We start from the raw sequence: 14,947 nt of genomic DNA on the forward strand, positions 1-14,947 counted from the left end.
AAGTTTCTGCGTCAGATTTCCTATTTTCACTGTGAGGTTTTAACGGGCTTTGCATCTTACTTCTCAGTAAACTCTCCGTCTACGACGTCATCACCTGCGTTTCCTGTTGCTTGCGCGCCTTCTGCTCCTGCTTGAGCTTGTTGGGCTGCTGCTGCTTGTTCATAGAGTTTTACAGCAAGTCCTTGAGCTTTTTCGTTCAATGCTTCAAGTTTTGCTTTCATGTCGTCCAAGTTATTGTCTTCTTGAGCTTTCTTAAGGTCATCAAGGGCAGCTTGGGCAGCATCACGTTCTGCATCAAAGCCTTTGCCTTCAGTTTCCTTGATTGTCTTTTCAGTCGCAAAGATTGCTTGGTCTACTTCGTTACGAAGGTCAACTTCTTCTTTACGTTTCTTATCTGCTTCAGCGTTAGCTTCTGCATCTTTCATCATGCGGTCGATTTCTTCATCAGTCAAACCAGAGTTCGATTGGATGACAATAGTTTGTTCTTTTTGAGTTCCAAGGTCTTTAGCTTTAACAGATACGATACCGTTCTTGTCAATATCAAATGTTACTTCGATTTGTGGGATACCACGAGGTGCAGCTGGGATGTCAGTCAATTGGAAACGTCCAAGAGTCTTGTTATCTGCTGCCATTGGGCGTTCACCTTGAAGAACGTGGATATCAACGGCTGGTTGGTTGTCTGCTGCAGTTGAGAAGACTTGTGATTTAGATGTTGGAATAGTTGTGTTGCGATCGATAAGTTTTGTAAATACTCCACCCATTGTTTCGATACCAAGTGACAATGGTGTTACGTCAAGAAGGACAACGTCTTTGACATCACCAGTAATCACACCACCTTGGATAGCAGCACCCATGGCAACAACTTCGTCAGGGTTTACTGATTTGTTTGGTTCTTTACCAGTTTCAGCCTTAACAGCTTCTACAACGGCTGGGATACGAGTTGAACCACCAACAAGGATAACTTCGTCGATTTCTGACAAGCTCAAACCTGCATCTGAAAGGGCTTGACGAACTGGAACTTTTGTACGTTCAACAAGGTCACGAGTCAAATCGTCAAATTTCGCACGAGTCAAAGTCATTTCCAAGTGAAGAGGTCCAGCTTCACCAGCAGTGATGAATGGCAAGCTGATTTGAGTTGAAGTTACACCAGAAAGGTCTTTCTTAGCTTTTTCAGCCGCATCTTTCAAACGTTGCATTGCCATCTTGTCAGTAGACAAGTCAATACCGTTTTCTTTCTTGAATTCTGCTACCAAGTGGTCAATGATTTTTTGGTCAAAGTCATCACCACCAAGTTTGTTGTCCCCTGCAGTTGACAATACGTCAAAGACACCGTCACCCAATTCAAGGATAGAGACGTCGAATGTACCACCACCAAGGTCAAATACCAAGATTTTTTCTTCTTTGTCAGTCTTGTCCAAACCGTAAGCAAGAGCGGCTGCAGTTGGTTCGTTGACGATACGTTCTACTTCAAGGCCAGCGATTTTTCCTGCGTCTTTTGTTGCTTGACGTTGAGCATCGTTAAAGTAAGCTGGAACTGTGATAACTGCTTTGGTTACTTTTTCACCAAGATATTCTTCTGCATAACCTTTCAAGTATTGAAGAATCATAGCTGAAATTTCTTGTGGAGTGTATTCTTTTCCATTAGCAGAAACTTTTTCAGAAGTTCCCATTTTAGATTTGATAGAGATAACTGTATCTGGGTTTGTAACTGCTTGACGTTTTGCAGCATCACCAACGATGATTTCTCCGTTTTTGAATGAGACTACAGATGGAGTTGTGCGGTTTCCTTCTGGGTTTGCGATGATTTTGCTTTCAGTTCCTTCAAGAACTGCAACTGCTGAGTTTGTTGTACCTAAGTCAATACCGATAATTTTAGACATGTGTTTTTCTCCTTAAATTTATCTTCTTTTTTTCTTTTTGATATTTCCCTTAAGTGGTGGGGACGTGAGCAACTCCCTTCGGGATTTCATCACTTATTTTTGAGTCTATTGTCTCAAAAATCCCCTGTTTCAGTAGCAGAAGCTACTGAAACTTTCACCACAGCGGGAAATACCTTCCTTGCAAGCCTCCGGCTTGCCTCTTATCTTTCTTCATAGTTTATTGTCGTTTCGGACAAGTTTGCTATTATGTAAATTGCGACACGAGGAGTCGAAATCGATTTTATTTCGACGACGAGTTTAGTAAGGAGGCTAGGCAAACGCCATAGCGATTGCCGTTTTCTGACGAGTTGCTTTAGCTACCGTCAGAATTGCCTAATCGAACACGCCCTAAGCTCTGGGTAAAAAAGATAGATTTCCTTGTGTTCATCGAACACTTCGTCAATCTCCTATTTTTACTGTGAGCTTTTTACGGGCTTTGTATCCTAATTATAAACAACCACCATTGCTGGGCGTAGGATACGGTCATGGAGTTTGTAGCCTTTTTGGAAGACTTGGGCGATGGTATCTGCTGGGTGTTCATCGTCTGCTGGGAGAGTTTGGATGGCCATGTGGTAGTTATGGTCAAATTCTCCGTCAGCTGCGATTTCTTCAATTCCTTCTTCTTTCAAAGCGTGAATCAAGCTTTCTTGCACCATCTCTAATCCTTTTTTGACATCGTCTGTCAAACCTTCAACTGCTAATGCACGCTCAAGGTTATCTAAAGATGGGAGAATCGCTTTTGCCAAGTCCTGGCTACGATAACGTTGCAAGTTTTGACGCTCTTCATTGGCACGGCGTTGGATATTTTGCATTTCTGCATGAGCGCGAAGGTATTTGTTTTCGAACTCATCTGCACGTTCATTTGCCAAGTCCAATTCAGACTTCTCAGGAGTTGTTTCTTCAGCTGTTTCCACAACTTCCTCTTCTTGAACTTCTTCTACTTCTTCATTTTTTATATCTTGGGCCATTTTCGCCTCCTTTAATGATTTCAATCTTAATGTACTTCGTAATGATTACTGCTGAGGTAGCGGTAAAAATCTGTCAACTTCATGGTCAAAACACGGTTGACCACATTGACTTGGTTGATTAGCTGCTGATAATCCAGATTGACTGGACCGATAATGGCTAGAATTCCAACTCCCCGATAAGGAATGAGGAACTTACTACTAATCACCGCTAAATCAGCTAGACAGGATTCCTGACTGTCTGCAACACGGACATTTTGCATCTGATCTTCATGCAGACCCTCACGAATCTCCAAGGCCACCTTTTGCGGTTGATCAAAGAACTGATAGGCTGCCAGATTGGCAAAATTCAAGAGATTGACCTTCCCCGCCACCACAATGTTTTCGTTGAACATCTCCTTAAAGATGTGTTCAAAGAGATCAATGACATTATCCGTTGTTGTGAAATAACGCTGGATAATCTGCGGAATCTCCGTTCGAATCTTGTAGTGAATATCTAGAACAGTGTGACCGAGGAAACGTTCCTGAATGATTGCCTTCAGTTTCAACAAATCCTCCTGCAAGAAGTTCCTTGGAATCAGAAACTGACTGGTAACCGTTCGAGACTTGTCTAGGGTGAATACCGCCAAGGCTGTATGTTGCCCTAAAACCACGATATCAAAGGCTGTCAACCGTTGTCTGCTCGGCTCAACGTCCAGTGCCACTACCGTACAGCCACTCAAGTCTGTCAGTAGATTGGCAGCCTCTTGCAGAATGTCCTCTAGTTTGAAGAATTCCTGATCAAAGGCTTTGACAATCTCATATACCTCATTTTCAGCCAGTCGGTCAAAATCCAGTGAGTGTTTCACATAGTACTGAAAACCAGCAACACTTGGCATGCGACCGCTTGAAGTATGAGCCTTCTCAAGCAACCCTTGCTTTTCTAAAGCCGCCATATCATTACGAATGGTTGCACTACTAGAGTTAATAGACTCTTGCAAGGCTTTGGATCCGACAGGTTCGTGCGTTTTGGTAAAGATGTCAATAATCAGATTTAAAATATCCTGCTGACGCTCTGTAACCATCTCATCACTCCTCTCTGTCTGATCAATTAGCACTCAATACACTCAAGTGCTAACTCATGATTCTATTATACACCCTTAGAAGAGAATGTCAAGACAAAAACTCAAAAAATTAGCACTCTTTTGTCAAGAGTGCTAAAAATCAGTCTGAAGACCTAGAACCTTACTGTTTATCTACTCGGTATTTCCTTTTAAGTCTGAAAAAACCATGGATTAGATAAGAAATCAGAAAAGCATATAAAAGAAAAATAATAAAGAAAGACATAGAAAGTTCTTCTTTAAATAAACTCATACAAACAACAAGGCCACCTAAGAAAGTAGCTGTACAGGAACGGAGTCTAGATTGCATAACTTCCCATCCGAGACTCTTGCTCATATAAACTTGATCCTCTGAAAGTATATCAGAAGCCGATTTACGAAGAATCGAACAAGAACCTGCTCCTATCAATTCCCAACCTCTATCTCTAAAATCTTGCAGTTCATGCTTATATTTTTTAAGAAATCTAGAATCATAGATACGGTAGATGACATCGTCTGGTTGACATTGGTCAAAATAGAAAAAACCAAAACGACTAGTTCTATACTTCCAGCCTTTTAAGTGCATCTCATGTAAATATTCTTCTTCCTTGTCCAAATCAACAATGGTGAAAATCCGAAATTGCTTTTTATTGATCATGACTTCCCCTCCAATTTTGAGCATACCTACCCTATCATAAATCTGATAATTCCTTCTTTTTATGCCATAACTTCCAACTAATATAGACAACCATTAACAAAAGGATTAAAGACAAGAAAACATCTAGCCCGACCACAAGAAAACTCCATAGACCATACGCATTACTTCTATTGAGCAATTTAAGTAAGAATGGTATATGTATGGCTAGCAAAAGTAAAACAGGTACTAATCGTAGGCTTAAAATACGATTAACCATAGCTAACTTCCCAGTGGCATCATTATAGATTTCAAATTCTGCATCCGATTCAATTTCAGAATGCGCTTTTCTAAAATAGGAAAAACTATTAAAGTCTGTAATATGCTCCCAGCCACAGTCTTTAAATAGTTGTAAATAGGAGGATCTCTCTGATTTTTCCATTGGGTAAAAATCCAACTGATAAGACACTTGCTCAGGCTGACACTTTTCAAAGGTATACTTAACTGCAAACAATAAGATAGAGTAGCTTACTTCCCTAAGTTTCCAGCCCTTAGCATGCATTTCTCTAAAGTATAGAGCCTCCCTCTCATAATCCGCAATTGTAAAAATTCGGTAAACAATTTTCTTTTCCATCATCCTTCCTCCCGACTATTTCTGTAGAGCCGCTCAATACGCTTCAATTCAATATCTAAAACTTTTCGTCCCAAGTCTGTAATCTGATAGATTTTCCGTTTTTCCTCTTCGCGGATAAAGGAAATCAAACCATCCTTTTCCATTTTTGACAAGGTTCCATACATAGTTCCAGGACTAATCAAGATTTGCGAATCTGTAATCTCCTTGACCTTTTGCGTAATACTATAACCATGACGTTCTTTTTGCAGACAGAACAAGATATAAAAACCCGTTTCCGTCATCGGAAGATAAACACGACGAATCTTATCCGGTAATTCCATTTATATCCACCTCCTATTTAGTTCGATATATCGCACCTCGTTATATAAAACATATCACACCTCGATATAAAACACAAGAAAAAAGACTACCCTCAGGCAATCTTTCCTCTATATTAGTAAAGATCTAAATAGTTATCAATTTCCCATTGTGAAACGAAGGTTGCATAACTTGCCCATTCGATTCGTTTGGCTTCAAGGAAGCTAGTATAGATGTGTTCTCCGAGAGCTGCTCTGACAACCTCATCCTCTGTTAAAGCCTTCAAAGCGTTGTGAAGAGTTGATGGAAGGTCTGTAATACCAGCTTCCTTACGCTCTTCTGCTGTCATGATGTAGATATTTTCTTCGATAGGAGCTGGTGCTTCGATTTTATTTTCAATACCATGCAAACCGACTTCCAAAAGAACCGCCATAGCGATGTATGGGTTTGCCATTGGGTCCACTGAACGCAACTCTAGACGAGTTCCCATGCCACGTGAAGCAGGCACGCGCACAAGTGGCGAACGGTTACGGCCAGCCCAAGCAATATAAACAGGCGCTTCATAGCCTGGAACCAAACGTTTGTATGAGTTAACCGTTGGGTTCATGATAGCAGTATAGTTGTAGGCATGTTTGATCAAACCACCAAGGAAATGGTAGGCCGTTTCAGACAACTGCATTCCTTTTGGATCATTTGGATCAAAGAAGGCATTGTTTCCTTCTGCATCAAACAAGGACATATTACAGTGCATACCTGATCCAGCAATACCAAATTTTGGTTTAGCCATAAAGGTTGCGTAAAGCCCATGTTTGCGAGCAATGGTTTTAACAACAAGTTTAAAGATTTGAATCTTATCACAAGCACGGAGAACTTCATCATACTTAAAGTCAATCTCGTGTTGACCAACCGCAACTTCGTGGTGGCTTGCTTCTACTTCAAATCCCATTTTGGTCAAGACATTGACAATCTCACGACGTGTATTGTCCGCAAGGTCAGTAGGCGCCAAATCAAAGTAGCCACCCTTGTCATTCACTTCAAGCGTTGGGTCACCATTTTCATCCAACTTAAATAGGAAGAATTCTGGCTCTGGACCAAGGTTGAAAGATTTGAATCCTACTTCTTCCATGTGACGAAGAGCACGTTTCAAATTGCCACGAGGGTCACCCGCAAATGGTTCACCTTCTGTTGTATAGACATCACAGATCAAACCTGCAACACTTCCATTTTCATCTCCCCAAGGGAAGACTGTCCATGTATCCAAGTCTGGGTACAAGTACATATCTGACTCATTGATACGTACAAAACCTTCAATAGAAGATCCATCAAACATCGCCTTATTTGACAAGACTTTATCTAACTGTTCATCTGTAGCAGGAATTTCGACGTTTTTCATGGTTCCCAAAATATCTGAGAACATGAGACGGATAAAGGTAACATTTTTTTCCTTGACTTCACGACGAATATCTGCAGCTGTGATTGGCATGAGTTTTCTCCTTAATGTATGACTACTTGCGGTTGCCTAACCGCGACCAAAAGGTGACCGTACTGAAGCAAAGCGACCCTGTTGGAGGAGTTCATTGTGAAGTGCACGACGCACCTCAGTCTGACTCACCGCTTTCTTGGATTTCGCTTCACGTTCAGCATATTTTTTCTTAATGGCAGCGATATTATAACCTTCAGAGATATAATCTTTGATTTCAAGCAGACGATCCATGTCATTCAAGGAATACATGCGACGGTTTCCTTCGTTTCGATCAGGTTTAATCAACTCTTGATCTTCATAATAACGAATCTGACGCGCCGATAGATCGGTCAACTTCATAACACTGCCGATAGGAAAAACAGCCATATTTCGGCGAAATTCTTTTTCCTTCATTTACAATTTCCTTCTTTCTGTCTATTATAGTCTAAAAAAAGACAAACGTCAATTGATAATGTTATAAAATGTAACATTATTTTTCTTTTTTCTCTAAAAAGAGACGAATACGGTCAATATCGTAATTTACGAGAATTGCGACAAAAACTCCCATGAACGTTTCGGATACACGCGCAAACACGTACAAAATTGTCTCTCCACTCGGAATCGATAGAGTAATGATTAACATAGCCGCTACACCACCTATAACACCTGCTTTATTATTCATGGCTACGTTTGTCATAATGGTTAACATGGTGCAGATGGGGACAACTACCAAGGTCACCCAAAAAGCTTCGTGGAAAAAGGTATTTAATAGGAAGAAGAGGAGGGCATAGAGACCACCGATACTATTTCCTAGAATACGCGAAGTCCCAAAGTGGACACTCTTATCAAAACTCTCCCTCAGACTAAAAACGGCTGTCAAAGCACCGATTTGAAGACCTTTCCAGCCAAAAAAGCCAAAAATCAAGAGAACTAGAAAAACAGCAATACCTGTTTTAAAGGTTCGCATACCAAGTTTAAACTGGGATTTATCGAATTTATATTTTTTAAAATAACTCATAATCTCAACTTTCTATTTCCATTTTATCATAAATCGGTGATTTTTATGAGTAATAGTTGAGAGGAAGCGTTTTTATTTTAAGCAAAAGAAAAGAGGAATTTTCATCCCTCTCTTCTTTTATTTGTTTATAAAATCTTATTTTTCTGTCAAGGCTGCAAGTCCTGGAAGAACTTTACCTTCAAGAAGTTCCATTGAGGCTCCACCACCAGTAGAGATCCATGAGAACTTATCTGCACGTCCAAGGTTGATTGCTGCGGCAGCTGAGTCACCACCACCGATGATTGATTTAACGCCTGGTTGTTTCACGATAGCGTCCATCACACCGATTGTACCAGCTTGGAAGTCTGGGTTTTCAAATACACCCATAGGTCCGTTCCATACAACTGTTTTGGCACCAGTCAAAGCTTCGTCAAATTTAGCGATAGATTTTGGACCGATGTCAAGACCAAGGAAGCCTTCAGAAACTGCTTCACCTTCAGTGTCACGCACTTCAGTGTAGCCAGCAAATGCGTTAGCTTCTTTTGAGTCAACTGGCAAGATCAATTTGCCGTTTGCTTTTTCAAGAAGAGCTTTCGCAACATCCAATTTGTCTTCTTCTACAAGTGAGTTACCGATTTCGATACCTTGTGCTTTGTAGAATGTGTAAGTCATACCACCACCGATAAGGACTTTATCAGCTTTTTCAAGCAAGTTTTCGATAACACCGATCTTGTCTGAAACTTTTGAACCACCAAGAATCGCTACGAATGGACGTTCTGGAGTTTCAACTGCTTCTTGGATGTAGGCAATTTCGTTTTCAAGAAGGAAACCAGCAACTGCTTTTTCAACGTTTGCTGAGATACCAACGTTAGATGCGTGTGCACGGTGAGCTGTACCGAATGCATCGTTTACGAAGATACCATCTCCAAGTGATGCCCAGTATTTACCAAGTTCAGGATCATTTTTAGATTCTTTTTTGCCGTCAACATCTTCGTAACGAGTGTTTTCAACCAAAAGAACTTGTCCATCTTTAAGAGCGTTGATAGCTGCTTCCAATTCAGCACCACGAGTTACACCCGGGAACACAACATCTTGACCAAGTTTTGCTGCCAAATCTGCTGCTACAGGAGCAAGTGATTTACCAGCTTTATCAGCTTCTTCTTTCACACGTCCAAGGTGAGAGAAAAGAATTGCACGTCCACCTTGTTCGATAATGTACTTAATAGTTGGAAGAGCTGCTGTGATACGGTTGTCGTTAGTGATTACGCCATCTTTCAATGGTACGTTGAAGTCAACACGAACGAGGACTTTTTTACCTTTCAAGTCAACGTCTTTAACAGTAAGTTTTGCCATGTTACAAAAACCCCTTTATTTATTTTATTCGAAACTATTATATCACACTTTGGAAATATAAGGAAAGATTTCACAAGATTTTTCGATATTTAATCTTCATCTTCTTTTTTCTGTTTCAATGTCAAGGCTAAACTAGCAAGACCAAGACTTGCCAATCCTGCTATTAGGGCTTCATTGGCATCAGCAGTTCCTGTATTTGGCAATTGTTTGCCTGCTTCTTCTGATTTAACTGCTGTATTTTGGGCTAGTTTTTCTTGTGTAGGCGCTACTGCTGGTTCAGTTTTTACTTTTGTTCCAATTTCAACAATTTCTGGAATCGCCTCTTGGATGACTTCTGTTGAACGAAGACGACGCTGACCGTTTTCATCAACTTCAAAGACATGTCTCAACAGACCATCTCGTCCCTGTATGATGACTCGTTGTTCCCCAACTAGCATCTCAGCATTTTCATGCTCTTGACGGTCAAAGGCAACCTTTTCCTCTTGAACTTCCAATTTAGGAGCCTTTTGTTGATCAGAAGCCGGTTGATTAGTAGGTTTTGGAAGGTCTGTGTTTTGTGGTGCTGGATTGGCAGGAATGAGACCAGTACCTACTTCTACGATTTCAGGGCTTGCTTCTTTCAAAACTTCTGTAGCGCGAAGCGTACGATTGCCTTGACTATCTACTTCAATCAAACGGCGAATTTGCCCCTCAACTCCTGCTTGGACAAGTTGACGTTGACCGACTGGGAGATTTGGATTTGGACGTTCTTGGTGTTCGAAGGCAATACTTGTCTCTTCGACTTCTAATTTCGGAGTATCCACAACCAAATTCTTGACACCTTCAGCCGGTTCCTTGCTTGAAATAACTTTTTCTACCGGTTTAGCAGGTTGTGGTTTTTCAGCAGATTCATAAACAAAGGCATAATGAGTAAAGTGTGGTGCTGTAAAGATGACATGATTATCCGTTTGTTCAAAAGCCAATTCTACAGCTTCTTTACCTTCAGGTAAGAAGAAGACTTTCTTCACTTTTTTATCTTTTTCAATTGGAATTTTCACAATAGAAGCGTAAGAGAGATCAACGTCTTGGCCTTTTTCATCTAGACCTTCTATTTCAAAGACATGAGCATCTTCTCCAGCAAAGTATTTCTTCTCTTCAGCACTTGCTTGAACACGCTCTACTTTTAAGCCCTTGATAACAGTCTTCTCTTTATTTGAGAAGTGTACTTCAACACCTGTTTTACTATCAGAAAATACTGCTGGCTTGTCTTCTTTCAATAAAGCAACCAGATCTTTCAGACTCTGTTTTGCTGTTGCAAGCTCTTCTGGACTCAAATCTACTTTTTCAACCAAGGCCTTGTTTTTCTCAAGAAGCGGAGCTAGGGCAGAACCTGAAGGATGGTTTGGTTTGGCAGCCAAGAGTTCTTGAGCCTCACCTGTTAAGCGATCAAGTTCTGTCTTTTCTTCCGTAAATTTCTCTTGACCATTCAAGGCTTTATGAGCTTCTGTCAATTTATTAAGTCGGTCATTAACTTGATCTTGGGTGCTAGTTTCATGGTCTTTCAACACTTGTTCAGCCGCTTCAATTGCTTTCAAGAAGGCTTCTTTTACTTCTGGTGAAGCAAAGTTATAGACCACCTTGTTCTTAGCTGCTTCAACTTCTGCTAATTTTTGTTTGAGGTACTCATCGTTCAATGCTGCTTTTGGAGATACCAAAACATCAAAGTTGACTTCATGACCTTGGTAATGAAGCGTCAAGGTTTGACGACCAGTCTTTTGAGCATCATAACCAGTAATTTCAACTCCCTCATCAGTAAAGGAATGTTCTTCCATAGTGTCATTGCTATAAGCCACTGCAAAGCGTCCTTCAGACAAGTCTAAGCTATCACCAACTAGGTAATCTTTTTTCGGTTCCTGACTTACTTCAATTCCCAAAATAGTTTTCGGACTTGCTTCATCTTGACTAGTAACAGTCACTGATAAATTAGCATGTACCGGTTGCCCCAAATATTGTAAAGTAAGATTTTGTTCTCCCTTATGATGCGTATCAAAACCTGATACTGATACACCCGCGTGAGTTAGGCGAATAAGTTCGTCCTCAGCTCCACCTTCGTACTGAACTCGAAGAACACCACCTCTAAAGTCCAAATCCTCCCCTTCGGCGTAGCTTGTTTTCTTAGGTCCTGTTTCTAGGCTGACTGACTTGATTCTTCTGTCATCTTTTGGAACGGAAACTGCTAGGACATTACTAATTTCCTTGCCTGGCAACTGGGTACGATAGTAAAGAAGACCAGATTGATTTGTCAAATCCAATGGTGAACTTGCTAGCTCTCCTCCAACTTCACTCTTCAAGGTTGCAAGCGGAGTTTGAGAATTTGGATTGTCATAAACAGTAATGGTAGCTCCAGCTGGTACGTCTGCAAAGCCAACTTGTACCTTGTTATTGCCTAAAGTACGAGCTGCAGCCTTGGCCATCGGAATATTGACACTTTCTGTATCAAGCTTTTCATACATTTTCCAGTTATAGATACGAATAGCCTTCCATGGAGTTCCATTGTCAGATGTAACGACATTCAAGCGCCAATCTTGAGCTGTGATAGGTTTATCAAGGGTAATATCTGTAACATGGGCTTTATTGCCACGAACTTCCTTAGCCAACTTCCATTGACCATCCGCATCTTTATAATAAAGATCAAAGTCTTTGGTGTTCATCAAACCGTCGTTTACAGATTCTCCACCAGCTCCAGCATGGTCCATCACCCATCTAACAACTGTACGTGGCTGGGTCAAACGAATATCCACACTACCACTTAACTGTCCAGAAGACCACTTGTCTGAAAGACTGGTAATGGTACCATTCAACATACCTTCAATACCTTCTCCACCTTCAGTCTTAGGGAAAGTACTATCAATAACTGTTGCACCTGGAACGATATTTTCAGCTAGTGGTTTTGGTAGGCTGGTATCTTTTACAGTCATGCCCCAATCAAAGGTTGTAGTCGCAGCTTCTGAACGAACTCCATTTTTACCGACTGCTACAACCTTCAGTTCTTGAGTTGTACCTTGAGCACTTGCTGAGCGGCTAACTTTTGGTAGATAAATAGTTGTAGAAGATGAGCCAGTTAGTAATTTCCAGCTGTCTCCATCTTTTTCGTAAACTTCATAGAAATCTGCATCCTTGTTGCCTTTAAATTGCACAACTGCTTCCGCTTCTTGGGCATTTTTAAGGACTTGTTTGGCTACAGCTACTGTGGTTGGTGCCTGAGGAGCATCTTGATTATTGCTGATGGTCAATTGCCCCAGGTTAAATTGATAATATTTTAGGTCTTTATCATTTTCAAAATACAGTTTAATACCGTAAATTGTTTTACCTGCTAAGGCACTCAAATCAAAATCATCGGTAGTCCAGTTATCTGAAACTGTCAATTCTTTACGGGCAGCTTCATCACCGTAGGTATAATCTTTCTTGGTTGCAAATTCTACATAAACCTTGGTTCCTTTGCCTCCTTTATGGGCAACATGCAATTTGGTGGTATCTGTCACCTTCAAGCGAGTAGAGTACAAATTCACATCTTGCTTGGTCGCACCTGAAAGATCCCCTGCAAATTTGAGAGAAGTTCCACCATTATAAGCATCTTCAAAATCATAGCTTGCTTTCAACTTATCACCAGTTGATTTTTGCCACCAGCGCCATGTTGGAAGAACACCTGAAACTGAACGGTAATTCCACTCAGAATCCTTAGAAACCTTACCATCTACAAACCATTTTCTACCATGACCTGTATTAAAAGAGGTAGTAAAAGTATTACCTACTGCTGGCGTGCGGTCCGCAACTAGGTTAGCAATCCCATACCAATCTTTATCACCTGGTTTTTGGCCAGTAGGATCACCTTGGTAACCTGTAAAGAAAATATCTTCATTCTTATGATAATCTTCACCAGTTTTTCCTAAACTTGTAATGGTATCTGGGGCGAACAAACCAAGAGAAAGGCGTAATTTCCCATTTTCATCTAAAATGTCATTCCATTTGACCTTGGTCTTGTAGGAACCACCCTGTTGCAATTCCAAACCTGCAAATACGTCATAAGGATTACGGCCAATCCAGTTGGCAGTTGTAATAGTGTAATCATTCTTATCCTTATCCCAGTTAAAGTTAGCAAAGAAGTTATCTGCTGGAACCTTATCTCCTTCTGGTTGCATGAATTGGTAGTTGTATTCTCCCAAACCATCTTGGTGGTAACGTCCATAGTTATAAGTCATGGCATCGTACCAAGAATACTTGATTGGATGGTTTACCTTAGCAGCATATTCCTTGGTATAGAGCATAAACTGGCGCATCTTTTCTCCAAGAGGTTCAACCAAATCCCCAGTTGTTTCTTGGTTAATGAAATAGCCATCATAGCCATAATACTTAGCCATATCCACCAATTTACGGGCAATTGGGAAGCTACCATCTGGGTCTTGCTTCAAAGCTTCAGCGAATTTTTCTTGATCTGCAATACTATTAGACCAGTTAAAGAAGAGTGTACCATATACAGGCACCCCGTTACGGTGACCTGCATCAATAATGTCAGGAGTTGGTACGAGACCTTCCCAGAAGACCATTGAATCTAGATATTGCCAATAGTCAAAAGCATAGGCCTTGAACTCTTCTCCACCAACAGAAGCATGATCTTTTGCTTTAGAATTGGTGTTTGATAGGGCTTGAACTTTTGCTTCCTTGCTAGCTTTTTCATTGACCAAATGACCTGTCCGACGTGAAGCGAGGGCAACAGATCCGCGGTTAATAGCATCATCTTCACGAGCACCTGGTTCCCATTTTAACAATTCTTCCCAAGAATTAAATTTGATTTCCTTTGGTTTTAATGTTTTTTCTGTATTTTTAGGGACATCTGGCTGGACTTCTTTCTCAGTCTTATTAGCTTCTGCTGCTTGCTTAGACTCATCTCCTTGGCTAGTTGCTTCAGGTTTTGCTTCTATTTCCTTGTCAGACTTAGGTTTTGCTTCTGCAGATGGTGTTTCTGCAGCCACCTCACTTGCTTTTTCCTCTGGTTTAGCTGCGCTAGCTGCTTCTGCGGTTTCAGTAGTTGCAGCTTCATTGCTTGCTGGCGAAGCAGTTTCAGATGCTGTCGCTACTCCTTCTGCCTTTTCTGGCTTATTTTCTCTAGCATGTTCTCCTTCATGCTGCTTGTCAGCTTCATTAGTTGGATGCTCACTCTCTCCTGAAACAAGCGCTGTATTGGCTCCATTATTTTCAGGAACTACCGTTTCTTCAGCCAAGGCTGGACCAGCAAATAAAACAGCCCCAATCATCAGCGAGCAAGCTCCTACTGATAACTTACGAATACTGTAACGACAACGTCTTTCAAAAAATGGATTCTTCATTTTCTCCTCCTAAAAGATTGATTTTGTTGTACAAAAGAAAGCGCTTAACTTTCTTTATAAAATTTTTATCCCAATCACAGGGACCAAGATAATTCCTCCCTCATTTTAAAATATTTCTTTTAAATGTCAATATATAAAAGGAAATACCTATATCTAGGTTAGAAATTGGTAAAATTAATATAATTAAGGCCCATTCTAACGAATTTTCTTTCTAAAATCTTAGCTTAACACTTGTTAGATTTAC

At 40.7% G+C, this 14,947-nt stretch carries 11 protein-coding genes and 1 pseudogene; all 12 read right to left on the reverse strand.

The genetic code is table 11. The features are described from left to right. Positions 1 to 56: 56 nt before the first annotated feature. Positions 57 to 1,880, reverse strand: a complete 1,824-nt coding sequence (gene dnaK / locus N8M20_RS05205) for a molecular chaperone DnaK (RefSeq protein WP_261079326.1) — start codon at positions 1,878 to 1,880, stop codon at positions 57 to 59. Between the two features lie 482 nt (positions 1,881 to 2,362). Beyond that, a complete protein-coding gene (grpE, locus tag N8M20_RS05210; protein ID WP_000046029.1) occupies positions 2,363 to 2,887 on the reverse strand; it encodes a nucleotide exchange factor GrpE in 525 nt (174 codons plus the stop codon). A gap of 26 nt (positions 2,888 to 2,913) precedes the next feature. After that, positions 2,914 to 3,948: a heat-inducible transcriptional repressor HrcA gene (gene hrcA, locus N8M20_RS05215; RefSeq protein WP_261079327.1), complete on the reverse strand. Its 1,035-nt coding sequence runs from the start codon at positions 3,946 to 3,948 to the stop codon at positions 2,914 to 2,916. Between the two features lie 160 nt (positions 3,949 to 4,108). Next, the gene (locus N8M20_RS05220; protein ID WP_261079328.1) at positions 4,109 to 4,621 is read right to left on the reverse strand and encodes a DUF2812 domain-containing protein; all 513 of its coding nucleotides are present in this window, start codon (positions 4,619 to 4,621) and stop codon (positions 4,109 to 4,111) included. 34 nt (positions 4,622 to 4,655) lie between these two features. After that, a complete protein-coding gene (locus N8M20_RS05225) occupies positions 4,656 to 5,231 on the reverse strand; it encodes a DUF2812 domain-containing protein (protein WP_261079329.1) in 576 nt (191 codons plus the stop codon). Continuing rightward, positions 5,231 to 5,551, reverse strand: a complete 321-nt coding sequence (locus N8M20_RS05230) for a PadR family transcriptional regulator (RefSeq protein WP_261079330.1) — start codon at positions 5,549 to 5,551, stop codon at positions 5,231 to 5,233. The genes N8M20_RS05225 and N8M20_RS05230 overlap by 1 nt, the downstream gene beginning before the upstream one ends. A gap of 113 nt (positions 5,552 to 5,664) precedes the next feature. Next, on the reverse strand, positions 5,665 to 7,011 hold the full coding sequence (gene glnA, locus N8M20_RS05235) for a type I glutamate--ammonia ligase (protein ID WP_001122886.1): 1,347 nt from the start codon (positions 7,009 to 7,011) through the stop codon (positions 5,665 to 5,667). Positions 7,012 to 7,047: 36 nt separating this feature from the next. Then, entirely contained in the window at positions 7,048 to 7,404 is a 357-nt protein-coding gene (glnR, locus tag N8M20_RS05240) for a transcriptional repressor GlnR (protein WP_000659548.1), read from the reverse strand. A 76-nt stretch (positions 7,405 to 7,480) separates the two neighbouring features. Then, positions 7,481 to 8,008 carry an FUSC family protein gene (locus N8M20_RS05245; RefSeq protein WP_084947380.1) on the reverse strand — a complete coding sequence of 176 codons (528 nt, stop codon included), beginning with the start codon at positions 8,006 to 8,008 and terminating at the stop codon, positions 7,481 to 7,483. Positions 8,009 to 8,143: 135 nt separating this feature from the next. Continuing rightward, positions 8,144 to 9,340, reverse strand: a complete 1,197-nt coding sequence (locus N8M20_RS05250) for a phosphoglycerate kinase (protein WP_261079331.1) — start codon at positions 9,338 to 9,340, stop codon at positions 8,144 to 8,146. 89 nt (positions 9,341 to 9,429) lie between these two features. Continuing rightward, positions 9,430 to 14,349 carry an endo-beta-N-acetylglucosaminidase gene (locus tag N8M20_RS05255; RefSeq protein WP_419991752.1) on the reverse strand — a complete coding sequence of 1,640 codons (4,920 nt, stop codon included), beginning with the start codon at positions 14,347 to 14,349 and terminating at the stop codon, positions 9,430 to 9,432. Between the two features lie 291 nt (positions 14,350 to 14,640). Then, a pseudogene (locus N8M20_RS10760) lies at positions 14,641 to 14,703 on the reverse strand (YSIRK-type signal peptide-containing protein); the annotation flags it as partial. Between the last annotated feature and the right edge of the window lie 244 nt (positions 14,704 to 14,947).

It is taken from the genome of Streptococcus mitis (genome assembly GCF_946190275.1).
In the GTDB taxonomy this organism is placed as follows: Bacteria; Bacillota; Bacilli; order Lactobacillales; family Streptococcaceae; genus Streptococcus; species Streptococcus mitis_DC.

Coding starts and splice junctions, on each gene's coding strand:
- dnaK (WP_261079326.1), bottom strand. CDS start 1,880: ATGTCTAAAATTATCGGTATTGACTTAGGTACAACAAACTCAGCAGTT.
- grpE (WP_000046029.1), bottom strand. CDS start 2,887: ATGGCCCAAGATATAAAAAATGAAGAAGTAGAAGAAGTTCAAGAAGAG.
- hrcA (WP_261079327.1), bottom strand. CDS start 3,948: ATGGTTACAGAGCGTCAGCAGGATATTTTAAATCTGATTATTGACATC.
- N8M20_RS05220 (WP_261079328.1), bottom strand. CDS start 4,621: ATGATCAATAAAAAGCAATTTCGGATTTTCACCATTGTTGATTTGGAC.
- N8M20_RS05225 (WP_261079329.1), bottom strand. CDS start 5,231: ATGGAAAAGAAAATTGTTTACCGAATTTTTACAATTGCGGATTATGAG.
- N8M20_RS05230 (WP_261079330.1), bottom strand. CDS start 5,551: ATGGAATTACCGGATAAGATTCGTCGTGTTTATCTTCCGATGACGGAA.
- glnA (WP_001122886.1), bottom strand. CDS start 7,011: ATGCCAATCACAGCTGCAGATATTCGTCGTGAAGTCAAGGAAAAAAAT.
- glnR (WP_000659548.1), bottom strand. CDS start 7,404: ATGAAGGAAAAAGAATTTCGCCGAAATATGGCTGTTTTTCCTATCGGC.
- N8M20_RS05245 (WP_084947380.1), bottom strand. CDS start 8,008: ATGAGTTATTTTAAAAAATATAAATTCGATAAATCCCAGTTTAAACTT.
- N8M20_RS05250 (WP_261079331.1), bottom strand. CDS start 9,340: ATGGCAAAACTTACTGTTAAAGACGTTGACTTGAAAGGTAAAAAAGTC.